General features: G+C 74.0%; 15 protein-coding genes. 4 read left to right on the forward strand and 11 right to left on the reverse strand.

Going from position 1 to position 19520, the window contains the following annotated elements:
* Positions 1–2: 2 nt before the first annotated feature.
* Positions 3–986 carry a methylmalonyl Co-A mutase-associated GTPase MeaB gene (gene meaB / locus ACZ501_RS23995; protein ID WP_361596496.1) on the forward strand — a complete coding sequence of 328 codons (984 nt, stop codon included), beginning with the start codon at positions 3–5 and terminating at the stop codon, positions 984–986.
* Between the two features lie 42 nt (positions 987–1028).
* On the opposite strand, the gene ACZ501_RS24000 is transcribed toward meaB, so the two are convergent.
* Positions 1029–4310: an NACHT domain-containing protein gene (locus ACZ501_RS24000; RefSeq protein WP_468797924.1), complete on the reverse strand. Its 3282-nt coding sequence runs from the start codon at positions 4308–4310 to the stop codon at positions 1029–1031.
* 79 nt (positions 4311–4389) lie between these two features.
* Positions 4390–5391, reverse strand: coding sequence for an asparaginase (locus ACZ501_RS24005; protein ID WP_468797927.1), 1002 nt, complete (start codon positions 5389–5391; stop codon positions 4390–4392).
* Between the two features lie 142 nt (positions 5392–5533).
* Here ACZ501_RS24005 and ACZ501_RS24010 point away from each other — a divergent pair, with 142 nt between their 5' ends.
* Together ACZ501_RS24010 and ACZ501_RS24015 are read left to right on the forward strand one after the other, a co-directional pair.
* Positions 5534–5983: an Lrp/AsnC family transcriptional regulator gene (locus ACZ501_RS24010; protein WP_361596505.1), complete on the forward strand. Its 450-nt coding sequence runs from the start codon at positions 5534–5536 to the stop codon at positions 5981–5983.
* A 133-nt stretch (positions 5984–6116) separates the two neighbouring features.
* The gene (locus tag ACZ501_RS24015) at positions 6117–7952 is read left to right on the forward strand and encodes an AfsR/SARP family transcriptional regulator (RefSeq protein ID WP_468797930.1); all 1836 of its coding nucleotides are present in this window, start codon (positions 6117–6119) and stop codon (positions 7950–7952) included.
* Positions 7953–7986: 34 nt separating this feature from the next.
* On the opposite strand, the gene ACZ501_RS24020 is transcribed toward ACZ501_RS24015, so the two are convergent.
* Together ACZ501_RS24020 and ACZ501_RS24025 are read right to left on the reverse strand one after the other, a co-directional pair.
* The gene (locus ACZ501_RS24020) at positions 7987–8568 is read right to left on the reverse strand and encodes a hypothetical protein (protein ID WP_468797932.1); all 582 of its coding nucleotides are present in this window, start codon (positions 8566–8568) and stop codon (positions 7987–7989) included.
* 66 nt (positions 8569–8634) lie between these two features.
* Complete coding sequence (locus ACZ501_RS24025; protein WP_468797935.1) at positions 8635–9423, reverse strand: 4'-phosphopantetheinyl transferase family protein; 789 nt, start codon at positions 9421–9423, stop codon at positions 8635–8637.
* Between the two features lie 219 nt (positions 9424–9642).
* On the opposite strand from ACZ501_RS24025, the gene ACZ501_RS24030 reads away from it, so the two are divergent.
* On the forward strand, positions 9643–10650 hold the full coding sequence (locus ACZ501_RS24030; RefSeq protein WP_468797938.1) for a TauD/TfdA family dioxygenase: 1008 nt from the start codon (positions 9643–9645) through the stop codon (positions 10648–10650).
* A 73-nt stretch (positions 10651–10723) separates the two neighbouring features.
* Here ACZ501_RS24030 and ACZ501_RS24035 read toward each other — a convergent pair whose 3' ends face one another.
* The 7 genes from ACZ501_RS24035 to ACZ501_RS24065 all read right to left on the reverse strand — a co-directional run bounded on the left by ACZ501_RS24035 (position 10724) and on the right by ACZ501_RS24065 (position 19437).
* Positions 10724–13285: an FtsX-like permease family protein gene (locus tag ACZ501_RS24035; protein WP_361596520.1), complete on the reverse strand. Its 2562-nt coding sequence runs from the start codon at positions 13283–13285 to the stop codon at positions 10724–10726.
* Positions 13285–14064 carry an ABC transporter ATP-binding protein gene (locus ACZ501_RS24040; RefSeq protein WP_361596523.1) on the reverse strand — a complete coding sequence of 260 codons (780 nt, stop codon included), beginning with the start codon at positions 14062–14064 and terminating at the stop codon, positions 13285–13287. The genes ACZ501_RS24035 and ACZ501_RS24040 overlap by 1 nt, the downstream gene beginning before the upstream one ends.
* A gap of 186 nt (positions 14065–14250) precedes the next feature.
* Complete coding sequence (locus tag ACZ501_RS24045) at positions 14251–14961, reverse strand: hypothetical protein (protein WP_468797941.1); 711 nt, start codon at positions 14959–14961, stop codon at positions 14251–14253.
* Between the two features lie 145 nt (positions 14962–15106).
* Entirely contained in the window at positions 15107–15928 is an 822-nt protein-coding gene (locus ACZ501_RS24050; RefSeq protein WP_361610354.1) for a 4'-phosphopantetheinyl transferase superfamily protein, read from the reverse strand.
* 30 nt (positions 15929–15958) lie between these two features.
* Complete coding sequence (locus ACZ501_RS24055; protein WP_468797944.1) at positions 15959–17347, reverse strand: alkaline phosphatase family protein; 1389 nt, start codon at positions 17345–17347, stop codon at positions 15959–15961.
* Positions 17344–18558, reverse strand: coding sequence for a metabolite traffic protein EboE (eboE, locus tag ACZ501_RS24060; RefSeq protein ID WP_468797947.1), 1215 nt, complete (start codon positions 18556–18558; stop codon positions 17344–17346). Before eboE ends, ACZ501_RS24055 begins: the two co-directional genes overlap by 4 nt.
* Positions 18559–18579: 21 nt before the next feature.
* Positions 18580–19437, reverse strand: a complete 858-nt coding sequence (locus ACZ501_RS24065; RefSeq protein WP_361610351.1) for a TatD family hydrolase — start codon at positions 19435–19437, stop codon at positions 18580–18582.
* Positions 19438–19520 lie beyond the last annotated feature (83 nt).

A 19520-nucleotide genomic window follows, 5' to 3' on the forward strand; every position in this document is an offset into this window, starting at 1 on the left:
ACATGCCCCCGAAGATCGACGTCGACGTGTACGTGAAGGGCGTGCTCGACGGGAAGCGCGCGCACGTCGCGCGCGCCATCACCCTGGTCGAGTCCACCCGGGCGGACCACCGCGCCCTGGCGCAGCGGCTGCTGACGGAGCTGCTGCCCCACGCGGGCAGGGCGCGCCGGATCGGCATCAGCGGGGTGCCGGGGGTGGGCAAGTCCACCTTCATCGACGCGTTCGGCACGATGCTGACGGGCCTCGGGCACCGGGTCGCCGTCCTCGCGGTGGACCCGTCCTCGACCCGTACGGGCGGCTCCATCCTGGGCGACAAGACCCGGATGGAGCGGCTGGCCGTGGACCCGGCCGCCTTCGTGCGGCCCTCGCCGTCGGCGGGGACCCTGGGCGGGGTCGCCAAGGCCACGCGCGAGTCGATGATCGTCATGGAGGCGGCGGGCTACGACGTGGTCCTCGTGGAGACGGTCGGCGTCGGCCAGTCGGAGACGACGGTGGCGGGAATGGTGGACTCCTTCCTGCTGCTGTCGCTGGCCCGTACGGGCGACCAGCTCCAGGGCATCAAGAAGGGCGTCCTGGAACTGGCGGACGTCCTCGCGGTGAACAAGGCGGACGGCCCGCACGAGCGCGACGCGAAGGCCGCCGCCCGGGAGCTCTCGGGCGCACTGCGCCTGATGCACCCGGCGGACGCCGCGTGGACCCCGCCGGTGCTGACGTGCAGCGCGCGCGAGTCGGCGGGCCTGGACGAGGTGTGGAACCGGCTGGAGCAGCACCGGACGGTCCTGGAGACGGGCGGCCGGCTGGCGGCGAAGCGGGCCGCGCAGCAGGTGGAGTGGACCTGGTCGATGGTCCGCGACGAACTGTTGGAGCGGCTGCGGGCGGACCCGGCGGTACGGGAGCTGGCCCCTTCGCTGGAAGCGGCGGTCCGGGCGGGTACGGTCACCGCGACGTCGGCGGCGGACCGGATCCTGGGGGCGTTCGGGGGCTGACCCGGCCCGCGTGCGGGCCGGGTCGCCGGGGCCGCACGCGGGTCAGCCGTCGGTCGGGGAGCAGCCCAGGGACACGTGCTGGAGCAGGTCGGTGCCGCGGAGACGGCCTCGGTCCGCTTCGATGAAGATCTCCTCCAGTTCCGTCAGATCCGCCAGGGGTGTGATGTCGATGTTCCCCTCCGCGCTGAGATCTCCGACGAACTGGCAGAACGTCAGCCGGGGAAAGAGGGCCGGCAGCCGCTGGATGGCCCTCCGGAGGGCTCCGTCCCCGGTGCTGGAGAGGTGCAGACTGATCACACTCGGCAGGATCGCGTCCGCCGGGAGCGTGTCGAGCGACGCGGCGGGCACCGTGAGGGAGTCAAGGGGCAGGGCGCGGATCTCCTGCCAGTCGGCGTCCGACACCGGAGCGGACGCCGGGTTGAGCGCCAGGTGGCGGAGTTCGGAGAAGGTCCCGAGCCCCTCGATCGCGTGCGTCCTGGCGACCCCTCCGGAGACGGAGAGGGCGCTCAGGGGGGCGTTCGGGGGGAGGTCCCGCACGGTCCAGGCCATGCCGACGGGACCGTCGATGCTGAGGGTCCGCAACTTTCCCAGCTCTGTCATCGCACGCAGGTCGAAGTCCGTCCGGGAGGTGCTGATGTTCAGCTGCTCGATCGGCAGCCCTCCCATCGCGGAGAGGTCCGCCAGGTTCGGGCAGTCGTGGAGGGAGAGGCCACGCGGAGCGGTCTCCGCCGTCAGGAACGTCAGATCGGCCGCGGGAAAGCGCAGGAGCACAAGATGGGTGGGGCGACAGCCGTCGAGGAAGTCCGCCAGGGCTTCCGAGGACACACCCCGCCTCACGTCCAGGTTGGCCGGACGGAGCCCGATGCGCTCCAGCTGCTCCAGTTGCTCATCGGACTGGACGGTGTAGAGGAGGCCGCCCGGCTCCAGGCGGGCGATGATCTCGTCCGCGTAGTCGCCGAGGTCGAAGCGCGACCATGCCCATACGAGCTGGGAACGGACGGGCGTGAAGGGATGCCGGGCGAACTGGGCGAGGAAGGGAACCGCGGCCGGCGACGCGACGTGTGAGGCGGTGATCACCACGTGGTGGGCGTCCCCCGGGGTGAGACTCGCGGGGCCCGGGAGCAGCCCCAGGACCAGGGGGCCGACCTCGGCCAGGGCTCGGGCCTCCTCCTGGTCCCGTGGCGGAATGAGGGTGGCCGCGCGCGATTCCACCTCCGCGCGCACGTCCGGGGCGAGGGCGGTGGCGTGTTCCAGGCAGGCGGCGGCGAGCAGGTAGACGCGCGCCCTGGTGCGCCGGTCGGTGGAGCGGTCGCCCAGGGCGAGCAGGTCCCGGAAGACCGTCACGCGTTCGCCGGGCCGGGCGAGGGCGACCGCCATGCGGATGACGTCCTCCCACTGGTCGTCGGCGGCGTGAGCGGTCAGCAGGCCGAAGTCGCCGTCCTCGACGGCGGCGCGGGCGCCGAGGAAGTCCTGGAAGGTGCGGTGGACGAAGTCGACCGTGCCGGGGGCCGGTTCGCGGAGCAGGCCGCTGCGCTGGAGGAAGTGCTCGAAGACCTCCGGCGCCTCCCCCAGGGCCGCCGCCTCGGGGACGGCGGGGAGGGCGCGGGCGATGATGCCCTCGGCCCTGGAACGGTCCATCTCCGTACGGCCGTTCTTGATCAGCCAGTACGCGAGGCGCTGGAGCAGGTCGAGCTGCGGCTCCTCGCGGAGGTCCGGGACGCGCATGTCGCGCTCACGGTCGCGGCGGCTGAGCAGCATGGAGAGCGCGGCCTCGTAGAGGTCCTTGCGGCCGTGCGGGAGATAGCCCCGCCGGTCCCGGTGGAGGGCGCAGATCAGGCCGCACATCAGGGGGTTGGTGGCGAGACGGCCGAGGTCGGGCCCCAGGCGGACGGCGGTGAGCAGCTGGGTCTCGTACGAATCCAGCTCCTCGTCCTCGTCCGTGCCCCGACGGGCCGCGGCATGCCAGCGCTTGATGAAGGTGGCGATCTCGGCGGGGCCCATCGCGGAGAGGGCCAGCTCGGTGAAACCCTCCTCGGCGAGCCAGTCCATGCCGACGGCGGAGGGGCGGGAGGTGAGGAGCCAGCGGTTGTTGCCGTCGTACAGGTCCATGAGGTCGCGCAGCCAGGTGCGGGTGCGGCCGCGCTCGCGGTCGGGGACCTCGTCGATGCCGTCGATCAGGACCAGCCCGCGTCCGGCGGCGAGGACGCGGTGCGCCCAGCCCTCGGGCTGGCTCCCGCCGAGCGCGCAGCCGGCGGCCGTGAGGAAGTCACGGGGCTCGGGAAGCCGCCCCCCGTGGCGGGTCAGCGTGCGCAGCGGCAGCACGAAGGGGATCCGGTCCTCCAGGTACGCCATCTGCGGCGGGAGGTCCTGTCGGGCGGCGGATACGGCCAGCCACTGCACGAGGGTGGTCTTGCCGGAGCCGGCCTCGCCGCGCAGCAGGACCCTGGAGCTGCGGGCGAGAGCCTCGTCCGCGCGCTGCGGGCCCTCGGCGAGCGCTCGCAGAATCCACTCGGCCCGGGCCGGGTCGACGGGGCCGTCGACGGCGAACACGCCCGAAGGCGCGTCGGCTCCGGCATCCGGGTCCAGGTCGCTCGCCGGAATCATCCGCATCCCCGGCCGCACCGACGCCTCCAGGCTCAGGTACGCCGCGTCCAGCGGCCACCGGGTCGGGGAGTTGCCCAGGTCGATGCCGTAGATGGTGAGCTTCGCGTGCCTGCGCGCCACGTACGGGAGGTACTCCTCCTCGAACGCGGCGTCCCGCGCGCCCGGGAGGGGGTCCCGGCGGATCAGTTCGTCCACCTTGGCCGTCAGCTCCGCGATGCCGCGCGTCTGTGCCACCAGGGCGTGGGCGATAAAGGTGGAGCGCTGCGTGAAGAAGTGCAGGATGTGCAGGCAGGCGGCGTCGAGCAGGCGCTCGTAGAAATACGTGGCGTCGGCGCTCAGTTCGCGCTCCGGCCGGTCGGCGGCGTCCCGTAGCGCGCGGGCGAACGCGGCGGCGCCGAGCCGGACCGCGTCCACGTCGCTGATCGTGAGGTCGCCGAGGGCGTGCAGCGTGGCGGCGAGAGCGTCGGCGACGGCCTGTTGTTCGTCGGATGCGACGGGGCGTTCGCCCGTGCGCAGGGCCTGGCGGACCAGCTTCGCCGCCAGGGTGCGCAGGTCGGACTCCGTCAGGGAGCGCTTCTCGCCGGTGAAGGAGACGTAGCCGGAGATCCGGATCGGCTTGTCGACGAGGCCGGCTCCCGGGCCTTCGGCGACGAAGAGCTTCCTGACGAGCGGGCCGATGGCGGCCGAGGCCAGCCGCGTGCCGATGATCCCGGGCTCCATGTCTGCGTCCCCCCGCGGCGTCATGTCCGTTGCGGAGATCCTATGGGGCCCGGGGCCCGGGGCGCGGCCGCCCGGGAGACTACGCGTCGACCAGGGCCGGGTCGGGGGTGCCGAGGGCCGCGCGCAGGGCCCGGGTCCGGGCGGCGGGGTCGGTGGCGGACAGGAGCGCCGCGAGCACCGCGATACGGGCCTGGCCGGCGCGCAGCGTGCCGGTCGGGACGGCTCCGGCGGCGACGAGGTCGACCGCTCCGCCGTGCGTGTAGATCTCGGTGACCGGCCCGGCCGCGACCCGGGTGGTGAGGGCGACGAGCACGCCCCGGGCGATGGCGGCCCGTACGGCTTCGACGATCTCGGGGGTGGCGTTGCCCGCGCCGGTGCCGACGAGGACGATGCCCTGGGCTCCGGCCTCGACGGCGGCGTTCAGCAGCAGCGGGTCGCCGTCGGCGTGGTGCATCACCATGTCCACGCGCGGCGGCAGCTCCGGCATGGCGGGCAGCGCGAGCGGGGCGGGGCGCTCGGCCTGGCGCAGTACCGTGACCTTGCCGAAGCCGATCTTCCCGAGCAGTTCCTTGGAGGGGTCGGCGAACGCGTCCAGGGCCACCGCCTGGGTCTTGACCGTGCCGCGGGCGGCGTGCACCCGGCCCGCGAAGGTGATCAGTACGCCCAGGCCGCGCGTGGTCGCGGCGGTGAGCAGGGCGTCGTAGAGGTTGCCGGGGCCGTCGCCGTCGGCGGAGCCCATGGGCAGCTGCGAGCCGGTGAAGACGACGCTGCGCGCGTCGTGGTGGTGCAGGTCGACCAGGAAGGCCGACTCCTCCAGGGTGTCGGTGCCGTGGGTGACGACGATGCCGTCGACGCCGGGGTCGGCGAGGACCTCGTGGACGGTGCGCAGCAGGGTCAGCTGGTGGGCGGTGGTCAGGCGGGGGCTGTTCACGCTGAACAGGTCGACGACCTCGACGGTGATGCCCTCGGGCAGCGGGGCGGTGGCCATGACCTCGCGTCCGTCCGCCTCGGCGGCGAAGCCCGAACCCGTCCACCGGCTGGCTATCGTCCCGCCGGTGCTGATGACGACGATGCGCCCCATGGCCACCCTTCCGTTTGCGCGTGCGGACCCCCGGACGGGGTTCGTACAGATTTTCTGGAGAGGGCAATGATAGTGAGATCTACGCGCAATGCGATTGCGCGTTTCAGCCCCCCTGTAACAAACGCTGCGTGATAATTGCGCGATGGACGCGATTGACCGTGAAATCTTGCGCGAGCTTCAGAGCGACGGCCGGCTCAGCAACCAGGAGCTCGCCCAGCGCGTGGGCCTGACCCCCTCCCCGTGCATGCGCCGCGTGCGGCAGCTGGAACAGGACGGGGTGATCCAGGGCTACCGGGCGGTGATCGACCCGGAGGCGGTCGGGCGCGGCTTCGAGGTGCTGGTGTCGGTGGAGGTCCGCCGGGACCGGGAGGCCGTCGAGGCCTTCGAGGCGGCCCTCCAGGACATCCCCGACGTCGTCGAGGCCTACCGCCTCTTCGGCAGCCCCGGCTGCCTGCTGCGCATCGCGGTCGCGGACCTGCGCGCGTACGAGCGGCTGTGGATCGAGCGGCTGACGGCGCTCTCGGGGGTCACCGAGGTCAACTCCCAGATCATCATGAAGCGGATCAAGGAGCCCACGGGCCTGCCCGTCTGACCGGGCGTCAACCGCGCGGCCGGCGGATATCGGTGTGCCCCCGGGGCCGGACGCCGGGCGATAACCCGCCAATAAGGCTCCCGCATAGCTTCTGGAATCCAGAACGGACGCTCATACCAGAAGGGGGTGCCGCATGGACTTCCGGCTGCTCGGGCCGATCGAGGCCAAACGGGGAGGCGGCGCTACGATCCCGCTCTCCGGTTCGAAGGTGCACACGGTGCTCGCCGCGCTGCTGCTGTCCGAGGGACGCGTGGTCTCCGATGCCCGGCTCAGCGCGCTCCTGTGGGGGTGGGACCCGCCGGCCACGGCGAGCGCGCAGATCTACACGTACATGTCGAGGCTGCGCAAGCACCTCGGTGAGGAGATCGAGATCGTCCGGCGCCAGCCCGGCTACGTGCTGCGGGCGCCCGGGGCGTGGATCGACCTGCACGAGTTCACCCGGCTCGACCGGCTGGGCCGTGAGGCCCTCGCCGAGCGGCGCTTCGAGGAGGCCGGCTCGCTGCTGCGCGACGCGCTGGACCTGTGGCGGGGCACCGCGCTGGCCAACGCGACCGAGCAGATGATCGAGGCCGAGCTGCCCCCGCTGGAGGAGGCGCGGATGCTCGCGCTCGAGAGCCGGATCGAGGCCGACCTGGCCGTCGGCCGGCACGAGCAGGTCACCGCCGAACTGACCGGGCTGGTCGCCGAGCACCCCGTACGGGAACGCCTGCGCGCCCAGCTGATGACGGCCCTGTACCGCTGCGGGCGGCAGGCCGACGCGCTGCACACCTACTACGAGGGGCGGGCGGTCCTCGCCGACCAGCTGGGCGTGGACCCGGGCGAGGCGCTGGGCTCCACCTACCAGGCGGTGCTGGGCGGTGGCCTGGGCTTGGCCTCGGCCGCCCCCGCGCCGTCCGCCGCGGACGGCGCCCCGGCGGTCGCGGCCCCGGCCTCGGGCCGGGCCGGCGCGCCCTCGACGCTGCCGGCGCCCTACGGGGAGTTCACCGGCCGGCGCACCGAACTGGCCGCGCTGCGCGAGCGGCTGACCCGCGACGACGGCCGCCCGCGCCGGCTGCTGGTCACCGGCATGGCCGGGGTGGGCAAGACGGCGCTGGCAGTGCGCGCGGCCCAGGACTGTGCCGCGCGGTACCCCGACGGACAGCTGTACGTGGAGCTGTGCCACCCGGACGGCGCTCCGAAGGAGCCCGCCGAGGTGCTGGTCCGGCTGCTGCGGGCCCTCGGGGAGCCGCCGCCGGCCGCCGCCGCTCAGGACCTGGAGGAACTGGTGCGGCTGTACCGGACCCGGACCTCGGGCGCCCGGCTGCTGCTCGTCCTGGACGGCGCGATCGGCGACCGGCAGGTGGCCCCGCTGCTGCCGGGCGGCCCCGAGTCGGCGGTGCTGATCACCAGCCAGGCCCGGCTGGCGCGGGTGGCGGGCGCGGACACCACCGCGCTGACGCCGCTCGGCGACGACGAGGCCCTGGAGCTGCTGGCCTCGCTGGCCGGCCGGGACCGGCTGGAGGCGGACCCGGACGGGGCCGACGACCTGGTCGCGTACTGCGCGGGGCTGCCGCTGGCCCTGTCGGTGACCGGTGCCCGGCTCGCGGCGCGCCCGCACTGGCCGGTCTCGCGCATGGCGGCCCGGCTCGCCGATCCCGACGTCCGGCTGGGCGAGCTGGCGTACGGCGACGTGAGCGTGCGCGAGGCGCTGGTGCACTGCGTACGCCGGCTGGGCGGACCCGAGCTGGCCGCGCTGACCGGGCTGGCCGACTGGGACGGGGAACCCTTCTCCGCCCAGTACGCGGCGCTGGTGCTGGGCTCGGCGGAGGAGGAGGCGGAGTCCGCGCTGGACGCCCTGGTGGACTGCGCCCTGATGGAGCTGTCCGGGCTGGACGCCCAGGGCAGGCCGCTGTACCGGTGCAACGACCTGGTGCGGCTGCTGGCGGCGTCGCTGACCACGCGGGACGCCTTCCCCTCCGCGGTGCGGTGAGCGGGCCGGCCGGGCGCCGGGGCGGCCCCCACGCTCACCAGGAGCTGTGGGAGCGGTGCTGGAAGGTGCCGGCCGGCCGCAGGGCGGGCTCGATGGTCTCCCGCACGATCGTCCACACGTCGCCGACGACCCGCTCGCGCGGCGGGCGGGGCGACTGGGAGAGCGCGTCGGCGGCGATGGCCCAGGCCGACGCGACGGCGGCGGTGGCCCGTACCTCGGCGGAGGGCTTCGCGGCCTTCGCCCGGGCCCGGCCCACGTCGATGCGGAACGCGAGTTCGGCGGCCTGGGCGAGCTGGACCCCGCGGATGAACCGGGTGACGGGGAGCGCGAAGACGGCCGGTGACAGCGGGTGTTCGTAGACCCGGCGGACCCAGGTGGAGAACCGCATCCGCTCCCGCTCCTCCCAGCCGCCGCGCGCGGCCGGGCCCGGGTCGTCCTGCTCGACGGCCTCCGCGATCTGCGTGAAGTACGCGTCCAGGTCCTGCCGGGTCAGGCCGAGCAGCCGGCCGGGGGCGGCGAAGGACGGGTCGCCGGCCGGGGAGCCGGAGGACGGCCGGCCGTGGAGGGCGTCGTCGGCGATCAGCTCGTCGACGGGGAGGAAGGACTCGATGGTCATGGCGCTACGGGCCTTTCGCTGAGGCGGTACCGGGACGGTCGGCTGGGGACGGGGAGCGTGGCGGGTTCAGAGGGCGGTCGTGCGGTCGGTGTGGTGGTGGACCGGGCCGTGCGCGGCGGGTCCCGCCGGGCGGGCCAGCGCCACGGCGACGCCCTCGAAGACCGGGAGGTCCTCGACGGTCCAGGCGGTGGTCCGGCCGCGGTGGGTGTGGGTGACCCGGACCGGGCCGCTGCGGGCCGGATGGGTTTCCAGCAGGCCCAGTTCGACGCCGGAGAGGCCGAGGCCGGTGGCCTTGACCACGGCCTCCTTGCGGGTCCAGATCCGGTGGAAGGCCGCGTCCCGGCCGGGGCCGGGCGGCAGTGCGCCCAGGTGGGCGCGTTCGGCGGGGGTCAGGTCGGGATCGGTGGTCGCCGAGCCGCGGACCGGGCGCAGGGCCTCGGCGTCGATGCCGATCGCGGGCCCCGCGCCGAGCACGAAGACCCCGCAGCCGTTCGTCCGGCTCATGCTGAGGGCGAGCGGCACCGACGGGACGACGAGCCGGGGCGGACCGTGACTGGCGTCGCCGCAGCCGGGACAATCGTCCCGGCCGAGCGCGATGTCCCGGGGTTCGAGGGCGAACAGCGCCCCGAGGGCCCGGCGGGCGGCGGCGCGGGAGCGGACGAAGGCCGCGGCGTCGCGTTCGGCGGGCAGGGACAGCGCCCGCCGGAACTCTTCGGTGTCCAGCAGCGGCAGGTCGGCCGGATCGGTCTGCTCCGGCGGACGCCACCACCAGACGTGGGCCTCCCCCTGGGCGCCGAGGGCGCCGGCCGCGGCCATCGCCGCGCCGTGGGCGGGATCCTCTTCTCTCAATGCCATGAAAATCCTCCCCTCTTCTCCCCCGTCGGATGGTGCGGGACCTGCGGCTGAACTCGGGGTCGACCCGGTACAAAGCCGCCCCATAAGCATTCGGCGGGCAACTATGTCCCGCCTATACCTATTTCCCCGGACCGTGCGGGAGCGTTTTCCATAGGAATGGGATAGAGCACGTCCGGAAACTGACTCGGGTCAAGGCTCGTCTACCCGAGGAATTCCTCCATGCCCCGTACCCGGGAACACACCCTCACTCTTTCCGCGACCGGTACGACGCCGGACGCCGTCACCCTCACGGACGCCGAGCGCGACGGGCTGAGCGCCCTGGCCGCGGAGGTGCTCGAGTCCACTCCGGCACTGATCGACGATCCGGCATGGCTGGACACCGTCCGGGACGCCTCGGCGATGCTGCCGCGCACGGTCCTCACGGCGCTGCGCCGGTTCCGTCACGACGCCGGCCCGGACGCGGTGCTGCTGCTGCGCAACGTTCCGGTGGTGGCGAACGACCCGCTGCCGGAGACCCCGGCGGTGCCCGGTTCCGTGGAACGGGTGCCGGCCGTGGCGTCGGCCCTGGTCACGGCGGCGATGCTGCAGCTCGGGGAGGTCATCGCCTACCGCAGCGAAAAGACCGGCGCCCTGGTCCAGAACGTCGTTCCGGTGCCGGGGAGCGAGAATTCGCAGAGCAATGCAGGATCGGTTCTTCTGGAACTCCACGTCGAGAACGCCTTCCATGACAACAAGCCCGACTACGTGGGCCTGCTGTGCGTGCGCGAGGACCCGACGGGTGACGCGAAACTGTGCACGTCCTCGATCCGGCGGGCCCTTCCGCTGCTTTCCGGGCACACGGTCTCGGTCCTGGCCGCGCCGCGGTTCCTCACCGAGCCGCCGCCGTCTTTCGGCGACCTGAATTCCGTCACTCCGGCGCACCCGATCCTGGTCGGGGACCCCGAGGACCCGAACATCCTGGTGGACTTCGCCGCGACGCACCCGCTGGACGACGAGGCGGCGGACGCCATGGGCGAACTGCGCGAGGCGCTCATGCGGACGATGTCGGCCCTGGCCCTGCGGGTCGGTGACCTCGCGGTGGTGGACAACCGGCTCGCCGTGCACGGCAGGACCTCCTTCACCCCTCGTTACGACGGCCAGGACCGCTGGCTCCACCGGGTCTACGCGCACCTGGACCACCGGCGCAGCCGCGTGGACCGCAAGGGCGGCGGGGCGGTGCTCAACTGACGCCCGCCCCGCACGCACCCAAGGCCGGAGGGCCGGCCCCCACCAGGGGGCCGGCCCTCCGGCCGTCGAGCCGTTACTGGCGCGAGCCGATGACGTCCGCGGGGCGGCCCGTCAGGGCGAGACGGCCCGGGACCAGCGTGGCCAGGACGGTGAGGACCGCCGCGAAGCCCAGCACCCCGAGGTACATCCAGGGGTCGATGGACGGGGACGCGGAGCCCGTCATCCCGACGCTGAAGGCGGTGAGCACCGCGAAGGCGATGCCCGTGCCCAGCACGGCGGAGATGATGACCACCAGGGCGCACTCGATCCGGAGCATGCCCATCACCTGGCGGCGCGTGGTGCCGACGAGCTGGAGCAGGGCGAACTCGCGGATCCGGTCGGAGACCGACATGGCCAGCGTGTTGACCACGGCGATCGCGGTGAAGGCGATGATCAGGCCCATGGCCACGTAGTTGACCTCGGCGTTGGACTGCTGGACCTCGGCCTGGAGGTCCTCGACCTGGTCCCGGTCGAGCACCCCGACGCCGGGCAGCGGCCCCACGGCCTTCTGCAGCTCGGCGCGGCCGGGCTTGCCCTCGCCGGCGGTCTTGACCAGCAGCGAGGAGGCCAGCGGGTTGTCGACGTGCTTGACGACCAGCTCGTGGGACATGGTCAGGTCGCCGAAGCCGAGCCCGCGGTCGTAGACGGCCGCCACGGTCAGCTCGGTCTCGGTGCCGTCGCCCAGGGTCAGCTTGAGCTTGTCCCCCGGCTTCTTGCCCAGGTTGTCGGCCGCGACGTCGCTCAGCGCGACCGACCGCGCCCCGAAGCCGTCCAGGGTGCCGGCGCTGACGCCCGGGTCCCAGGTGCGGGTCAGGCCCTCGGTGGAGACGCCCTGCGCCGGGTACTTCTCCAGGCCGACGCGCACGGAGGTGCGTACGACCTCGGTCACCGCCGACACGCCGGGGACCCGGCGCAGGCTGTCCGCGGCCTGCGCGGGCACGCCGGGGCCGGCCGAGCCGACGACCCAGTCCGCCTTGTTGCCGGCCTTGGCCTGGGCGGTGGCGGCCGCGCCCATGGTGGTCTGGACGAAGAACACCGTGCAGGCCATGCCGATCAGCAGGGCGAGCGGGGTGACGGCCGCGGACAGCCGCTTGGTGTTGGCGCGGGCGTTGGCCGTGGCCAGGTAGCCGCCGACCCGGGAGGCCTTGAGCGGGACACCGAGGACGGCGACCGCGATCCGGGCGATCAGCGGCCCCAGCAGCGAGACCGCCACCGCGAGGACGACGACCGACAGGAAGGTCACCGGGGTCGAGGCCGGCTCGCTGCGCAGCGCCGCGAGGACCACGAGGAGGACGACACCGCCGGCCAGGAACGCGGCGCCGGCGCCGAGCCGGCCCCAGGCGAAGTTCCGCTGCTCCATGGCCGCCTCGGACAGGGCCTCGGCGGGACGGATGCGGGCGGTGCGGCGGGCGGAGATCCGCGCGGCCGCCCAGGCGCCCAGCAGGGCCGCGCCGATGGCCGCGAAGAACGGGAAGACGCTGAAGGTGACTTCGAGGGTGTCGGGGATCGCCTTGAAGCCGACGAACTTGCCGTGCAGCCAGTAGGCGATGGGCAGGCCCGTGACCGAGCCGAGCACACCGGCGAGCGCGCCGACGATCAGTGCCTCGCGGCCGATGAGCTGGCGGACCTGCTTGGGCGTCGCCGCGATGGCGCGCAGCAGGGCCAGTTCGCGGTAGCGCTGCTGGATGGACAGGGCGAAGGTGCCGACGACCACGAGGATCGCGACGAGCAGGGAGGTGCCGCCGATGGCGCCGCCCATGGAGACGAGCTTGATCCGGGCCTTGGCCGCGTCGAGGAACTCGACCGGTCCGCGCTCGCCGCCGGTGACCACCTGGGCGCCGGTGCCGGCGAGGGCCTTCTCGACCTGCGCGGCGAGGTCCGCGGTGGACACGCCGGGCTTGGCGAGCACGCCGACCACCGCGGCCTGGCCTTCGCGGCCCGACAGCCGCTCGGCCTCGGCGTCCGAGAAGAACAGCGAGGTCTGCTGCTCCAGGTCGCCGCCGGCGGGCGCCGCGATGCCGCTGACCCGGTACGTGCGCGGGGAGCCGGTGGCCTGGACGGTCAGCTCGGTGCCGGGCTTGATGCCGGCCCGGCGGGCCAGTTCGCGGTCGACGACGACCTCGTCGGCGCCGGCCGGGGCGGCGCCCTCGGCCAGGGTGAAGGGGGTCAGGGCCGCGGAGGTCCAGGAGTGGCCGTAGGAGGGCTTGCCGTCGACGCCGGGGACGACCTGCCCCTTGGGGCTGACCGCGTACGCCGGGAAGGTGATCTCCGGCAGTGCGGCCTGGACGCCGGGCAGCGAGCCGAGGGTGGCGGCGGTGTCGGCGGGGAGCCAGACGCGCTCGCCGAGCGGCTTCTCCTTCGCCTTCGTCTTGGTCTTGTCCCCCTTGTTCTTGACGGTGACCTGGTGGACGTTCTGGTCACCGCCGACGATCACCGGGGCACCGGCGTAGCGCTCGGTGCCGATCGTTCCTCTCAGGCCGGTCTCCAGCAGGATGCCGCAGGCGGTGACGAGCGCGGCGGCGCAGAAGAGGGCGAGGAAGGCCCCGATGAAGCCGCCCTTGCGGGCGCGCAGGGTCTGCAGGGCGTATCGCAGCATCAGGCCCACGCTCCCAGGTGGGTCATGCGGTCGGCGACGCGGTCGGCGGTGGGGGCCTGCATCCGGTCGGCGATCCGGCCGTCGGCGAGGAAGAGGACGGTGTCGGCGTAGGAGGCGGCGACCGGGTCGTGGGTGACCATGACCACGGTCTGGCCGGTCTCGTCGACGCAGGACCGCAGCAGGGAGAGGATCTCCTTGGCGGTCACGGTGTCGAGGGCGCCGGTGGGCTCGTCGCCGAAGATGACGTCGGGACGGGTGATCAGGGCGCGGGCGATGGCCACGCGCTGCTGCTGGCCGCCGGAGAGCTCGGCGGGCCGGTGGGTGGCGCGGCCGCCCAGGCCCACGCGCGTGAGGATCTCCTCCAGCCAGGCCGCGTCGAGGCGCTCGCCGGCCAGGCGCAGCGGCAGCTCCACGTTCTGGCGCACCGACAGCGCCGGAATGAGGTTGAAGGCCTGGAAGACGAAGCCGATGCGCTGGCGGCGCAGCTTGGTCAGCTGGGTCTCGTTCATCCCCCCGAGTTCGGTGTCGCCGATGAAGGCCTTGCCGCTGGACGGCTTGTCCAGGCCGGCCGCGCAGTGCAGGAAGGTCGACTTGCCGGAACCGGAGGGTCCCATGACGGCGGTGAACGAGCCGCGCTCAATGCCGACCGAGACGCCGTCCAGCGCGCGCACTCCGCGCCCGCTCTTTCCGTACTCCTTCACGACACCGTCCAGGCGCAGCGCGAACCCGGGGGATCCGGTGCTGCTCTGCCCACGGAGGCTGTTCGTCTGGGTCCGCATGCGCGACCAGTCCTTCCAATGCGTTTGAGGGGGGGTGTGTCGGCAGCCCCGTCCGCCCAGGGCGGCGGATGCAACACGCCGATCCTTGGGGGCGGATCTATATTCGCTCTACGCGGGAAGGCCCCGGGCGCGCGTTTCCGGCCGGGGGCGGTGCCCTCCGGCCGGATCCGTGCGGTCCGGGGCGGTTCAGCGGGTGGTGCGGGTGCGGCGGCCGCGGGTGAGGCGGTGGACGAGGGCCGCGACGGTGGCGGCGGCGCACAGGGCGTAGGCGGCGACGACCCAGGCGGCGGGGGTCCGGCCGGCGCCGAGGCCGTGGACCAGCCCGGCGGCCCAGCCGGCGTACGCGAGCCCGTGGAGTATCCGGAAGGGGCGGATCCAGCGGCGGGTGGCGAAGACGCCCCGCCACAGGCCGGTCAGCAGGGCGAGTACGAAGAGCTGGGCGGCCAGGGTGCCGAGGTCGACGAGGAGGTCCCCGCTCCCCCAGCCGAGCACCGCGTCGGCGGCGTCGATCCTCTCGCCGGCGACCTTGACGCCGATGTGGACGAGCAGGAAGCCGACGCCGGCCAGGCCGGCCGCGCGGTGCAGGAGCTGCGCGAACTGCCGCCGGCCGGGGGTGAGTACGTCGCGGAAGACGGTGGCGAGGCCGAGCATCACGGAGCCGGAGAGCGCGACCAGCGCGAAGACCCCGGCCATCCGGTCCAGGAACTCCTGGACGGCGCCGCCGGCGAGGGGGCCCGCGCACAGCAGCAGGGCGACGACGGCCAGCCCGCCGGTGACGGCCCCGGCCCCGGGGGCGGGCGTGTGCGGGGGCCCCGGCCGGACGGGGGCCGGGGCGGTGGCTGCGGCGGCCGTGGGGGCGGCTGCGGCCGGGGCGGCGGGGGTGGCGGACTGGGCCATGGGGAGCTCCGGAAAGGGTCGGTCCTCCGTGCGGGGAGGTCGGCCGGGCCGGGCCCGGGCCCACGGGGTGGGATCCGGGCCCGGAGCCTGGTGGTGGACACGGCGTCCCTGCCGGGACGGGGCCCCGGCAGCGCCGGGCAGGTGGTTACGCCGGGCGGTGGCGGTGGACCGGGCCCAGGGGGGAGCCGTCCACCGGGCGGGCCAGGGAGGCCGACCAGTTGCCGTCCAGGTCGAGGTCGTCGATCTGCCAGCTGCTGACCTCGCCCTGGTAGCCGTGCTCCACCTCGACCGGCCCCGCCGTGCCCGGGCTGACGTCCAGGGCGTTGAGGTCGATGCCGAGCAGCCCCAGCCCGACCCCCTTCAGCACGGCCTCCTTGCGGGTCCACACCCGGTGGAAGGCGGCGGTGCGCTCCGGACCGGCCGGCAGCGACAGGATGTAGGCGTGCTCGGCGGGGGCGAGCACCACACTGGCGAGGGAGCCCGACTCGACGGGCCGCAGCGCCTCGACGTCCACGCCGATCCAGTCCCCCGCGTGCAGGGCCAGCACCCCGCAGCCGCTCGTGCGGGTCAGGCTCACCGCGAGCCCGACGGCGGGGCTGGCCACGGCGGGCGGGCCGTGCTCGAGGTCTCCGCAGCCGGGGCAGACGCGGCGGCCGAGGGCCACCGTACGGGCCTCCACCCCCAGCAGCGCTCCGATGGCGCGCCGGGCGCCGGCCCGGGTGCGGACGAAGGCGGCGGCGTCCTTCTCGGCCCGGTAGCGGCGGGCGCGCACCTGCTCGACCTCGTCGAGCAGGTCGAAGTCCGCCTGGTCCACGCGGTCCTCGAGCGGCCACCACCACACGTGCGCCTCGCCCGTGGCGCGCAGTCTCGCGGCCTCCCGTGCAGCCGGTCCCGGCACGGGCAGTACACCGGTCGTGGCGGTGTGGTCGATGCGGCCGCGCACGGCGGTCAGGGTCTGGCTCGTCATCGGGTCCTCCTCTCCCCCTTGAGGGCGTTGTCAGGTCAGTCCGCCCAGGCGCAGGAGCAGGTCCTTCACCTCGGTGGCGTGGTAGCGGGGCCGTTCCTCGGACGGGTCCGAGCACAGCAGGACGGGGGCGTCCCGGTCGTCGCCGGGCAGCCGTCCGTGGCTGCCCCGGACACAGCCCGGGTCGAGGGGCACCACCTGGAGCGGTGCGCGCATCCCCGCCTTCTTCTTCAGCACCGCGAGCGCCGCCTTCGCCTTGGCCGCCGGATCGGCGGGGTCGAAGAACAGCTCGGCCGGGTCGTAGCCCGGCTTGCGGTGGATCTCGACGCCGCGCGCGAAGTCGGGGGCGCGCTGGTCGTCGAGCCAGTAGTAGTACGTGAACCAGGCGTCGGGTTCCGACACGGCGACGAGCTCGCCGGCGTTCGGGTGGTCGATGCCGTAGTCGGCCTGCTGGGTCCGGTCCCAGACCTCGTCGACGCCGTCCAGGGCCTTCAGTACGTCGCGCACGCGCGGGATGTCGGCCGGGTCGGCCACGTAGACGTGGGCGGCCTGGTGGTCGGCGACGGCGAACGCCCGGGACGTGTAGGGGTCGAGGTACTCCATCCCGCGCTGGGCGTAGACCGACAGCAGTCCCTCGCGGCGCAGCGCGCGGTTGACGTCCACGGGCCGGCTGACCGGTGAGATGCCGTACTCGCTCAGCGCGACGACGGTGGTGCCGCGCTCGCGCAGGGCGTCGAGGAGCGGGCCGAGGGCGGCGTCGGCCTCGCGGGCGGCCCGGACGGCCTCGGGGCTGTCGGGGCCGTACCGCTGGAGGTCGTAGTCGAGGTGCGGGACGTAGATGAAGGACAGGTCGGGATCGCGGGTGTCCGCCACGTGCAGGGCGGCGCCGGCGATCCACCGGGTGGAGGTGAGCGAGGCGGTCGGGCCCCAGTAGTTGAAGAGCGGGAACTCGCCCTGCCGGTCGGTAAGTTCGTCGCGCAGGGCGTCCGGGACGGTGTAGCAGTCCGGGGCCTTGCGGCCGTCGTAGTGGTAGACGGGCCGCGGGGTCAGCACGGTGTCGACGTCCGCGCCCATGGCCCACCACCAGCACAGGTAGGCGGTGGTGTGGTCCGGGTCGTGGCGGCGGGCGGCCTGCCAGACCTTCTCGCCCCGGACGAGGGCGTTGTGCTGGCGCCACATCATCACTTCGCCGTGGTCGCGGAAGTACCAGCCGTTGCCGACGGCCCCGTGTTCGCGGGGCAGGGTGCCGGTGGTGAGGGTGGCCTGGACGGTGGCGGTGACGGCCGGGAACACCGTGTCGAGCGGGGCGGCGAAGCCCTGTTCGCCGATGGCCCGGACGTTCGGCATGTGCGGCAGCAGCCGGGACGTCAGGCCGACCGTGCACAGGACGGCGGTCTTCTTCCGCCGGGGGGAGGGGGTCATGAGCCGGGCTCCTTCTGCGCGGCGGGGGCCGTCGGGGTCAGGTCGAGGGGGGTCAGCCCGAGTGCGGTCAGCTCGCGGGCCGTCCAGGAGAGTTCGGCGGCGATGCCCCGGGCGAGGCCGGCCGCGCCGACGGGCCGCGCGTCCTCGGGCAGCACGGACCAGGTGTACGTCTCCACCTCGATGTGGTCGGTGACGGCGTGGTCCCCGCCGAACAGCGCCCGCAGGGTGTCCCGCAGGACCGGCGCGGTGGAGGCCAGCGGCGGGGCGGGTTCCTCGTGCAGCGGCACGTGGTAGTGGATGCGCCAGGGGGCCTTGCCGGGCAGGGCTCCGGCCAGGGCGGGGCCGAGGTCGTCGGAGCCGAGGAGCGCGGAGCCGTCCGGGCCGGCCTCGCGGGTCTGGTGCAGGAAGCGCGGCTCGGCGAAGGCGGCCAGCGCCTCCCGTACGCGGGGGTCGTGCGGGTCGGCGGCCTCCAGGGCGCTGGAGGCCTGGAGCTTGACCACCTGGAGCCCGGCCGCCAGCAGCCGGCCGACGGCGGTGCCGGGCTCCTCGTGGGCGACGGCGAGGTGGCAGGCGTCCAGGCAGAGGCCGATCCGGTCGTGGTCGACGTCGGACAGCACGTCGATGGCCTGCTCGGTGGTCTCGGCGACGCAGCCCGGCTCGGGCTCGACGGCGACGCGCACGGTCCGGCCGGTCTCCTCCTCGATCCGGGCGAGGCCGGCGGCGAGTGCCTGGAGGTGGCGGGCGGCGGCGGCCGTACGGGTGCGCGACCAGGCGGTGCGCCAGGCCAGCGGCAGGGTGGAGACCGAACCGCGCTCGGCGTCGTCGGGCAGCAGTCCCGCCAGGATCCGGGCCAGGTTCAGGGTGTAGTCGAGCCGGGCGGGCTCCGACCAGTCCGGGTAGTACACGGCCCGCTTGACCACGGGGGCGTGGAAGCCCCGGTAGGGGAAGCCGTTGAGGGTCACCGTCTCCAGTCCGCGCGCGGTGAGCTCCCCCCGCAGCCGGGTGACGGCGGCCGGGTCGGCGGCGAGGGCCGCCGCGGCGTCCACGGGCAGCCACAGGCCGAGGCCGACGACGGGTTCGCCGGCAGCCCGGCGGACCGGTTCGGCGTACGTGTCGAGCTGGGCGGTGATCCCTTCCAGGGTTTCGGCCGGGTGCACGTTGGTGCAGTAGGCGAGGTGGACGGCCGTGCCGTCGGGGTGGCGGAAGCGCATCAGGCGGTTCCTCTTTCCTGATCAGTTTCCGCCGCGGGCGATGGAGTTGCCCGCGTAGAGGCCTGCGGCCTGTACGTCCGTGTACCCGTCGAGGCCGAGCCGGCCCGACTGGCCGTAGAAGGCCACCGGGTTGCGCCACAGCACGCGGTCCACGTCGTCCTCGTCGAAGCCGGCGGCGAGCATGGCCTCGGCGGTGGCGCGGGTGAGCAGCGGGTCGCTGTGGCCCCAGTCTGCGGCGGAGTTGACGAGGATCCGCTCCGTGCCGTGTTCCTCGAGGACGGCGACCATGCGGTCGGGGGTCATCTTGGTGTCGGGGTAGATGGAGAAGCCCATCCAGCAGCCGGAGTCGCGGACCTCGCGGACGGTGACCTCGTTGAGGTGGTCGAGGACGACGTGCCCGGGGTCGATGCCCGATTCGCGGATCACGGCCAGGGAGCGGCTGGTGCCGCCGGCCTTGTCGCGGTGCGGGGTGTGGACGAGGGCCGGCAGGCCGAACTCGACGGCGAGGGCGAGCTGGACGGCGAAGGCGTGGTCCTCGGCCTCGGTGACCGTGTCGTAGCCGATCTCGCCGACCGCCACGACCCCGTCCTTGGCGAGGTAGCGGGGCAGCAGGTCCAGGACGGGGGTGCAGCGCGGGTCGTTCGCCTCCTTGGGGTTGAGGCCGATGGTGCAGTGGTGGCTGATGCCGAACTGCGCGGCGCGGTAGGGCTCCCAGCCGAGGAGGGCGTCGAAGTAGTCGGTGAAGCTGGCGGGCGAGGTACGGGGCTGGCCCAGCCAGAACGCGGGCTCGACCAGCGCGCGCACGCCGGCGGCGTGCATCGCTCGGTAGTCGTCCGTGGTGCGGGACGTCATGTGGATGTGCGGGTCGAAGATGCGCATGGTCGGGCTCCGGTCAGGGGTCGGTGGTGGCGTCAGTGGTCGGCGGGCGCCGGTGGTGTGGCCGCGGAGGCGTCCCGGGGCGC

This window comes from Streptomyces sp. NPDC034085, assembly GCF_055575555.1.

What these genes read in the sequence shown, in the direction of transcription:
- ACZ501_RS24040 (WP_361596523.1), bottom strand. Translation starts at nt 14,064, where the DNA reads ATGCGGACCCAGACGAACAGCCTCCGTGGGCAGAGCAGCACCGGATCC.
- ACZ501_RS24050 (WP_361610354.1), bottom strand. Translation starts at nt 15,928, where the DNA reads ATGACGAGCCAGACCCTGACCGCCGTGCGCGGCCGCATCGACCACACC.
- ACZ501_RS24045 (WP_468797941.1), bottom strand. Translation starts at nt 14,961, where the DNA reads ATGGCCCAGTCCGCCACCCCCGCCGCCCCGGCCGCAGCCGCCCCCACG.
- ACZ501_RS24025 (WP_468797935.1), bottom strand. Translation starts at nt 9,423, where the DNA reads ATGGCATTGAGAGAAGAGGATCCCGCCCACGGCGCGGCGATGGCCGCG.
- ACZ501_RS24020 (WP_468797932.1), bottom strand. Translation starts at nt 8,568, where the DNA reads ATGACCATCGAGTCCTTCCTCCCCGTCGACGAGCTGATCGCCGACGAC.
- ACZ501_RS24065 (WP_361610351.1), bottom strand. Translation starts at nt 19,437, where the DNA reads ATGCGCATCTTCGACCCGCACATCCACATGACGTCCCGCACCACGGAC.
- eboE (WP_468797947.1), bottom strand. Translation starts at nt 18,558, where the DNA reads ATGCGCTTCCGCCACCCCGACGGCACGGCCGTCCACCTCGCCTACTGC.
- ACZ501_RS24055 (WP_468797944.1), bottom strand. Translation starts at nt 17,347, where the DNA reads ATGACCCCCTCCCCCCGGCGGAAGAAGACCGCCGTCCTGTGCACGGTC.
- ACZ501_RS24000 (WP_468797924.1), bottom strand. Translation starts at nt 4,310, where the DNA reads ATGGAGCCCGGGATCATCGGCACGCGGCTGGCCTCGGCCGCCATCGGC.
- meaB (WP_361596496.1), top strand. Translation starts at nt 3, where the DNA reads ATGCCCCCGAAGATCGACGTCGACGTGTACGTGAAGGGCGTGCTCGAC.
- ACZ501_RS24035 (WP_361596520.1), bottom strand. Translation starts at nt 13,285, where the DNA reads ATGCTGCGATACGCCCTGCAGACCCTGCGCGCCCGCAAGGGCGGCTTC.
- ACZ501_RS24030 (WP_468797938.1), top strand. Translation starts at nt 9,643, where the DNA reads ATGCCCCGTACCCGGGAACACACCCTCACTCTTTCCGCGACCGGTACG.
- ACZ501_RS24005 (WP_468797927.1), bottom strand. Translation starts at nt 5,391, where the DNA reads ATGGGGCGCATCGTCGTCATCAGCACCGGCGGGACGATAGCCAGCCGG.
- ACZ501_RS24010 (WP_361596505.1), top strand. Translation starts at nt 5,534, where the DNA reads ATGGACGCGATTGACCGTGAAATCTTGCGCGAGCTTCAGAGCGACGGC.
- ACZ501_RS24015 (WP_468797930.1), top strand. Translation starts at nt 6,117, where the DNA reads ATGGACTTCCGGCTGCTCGGGCCGATCGAGGCCAAACGGGGAGGCGGC.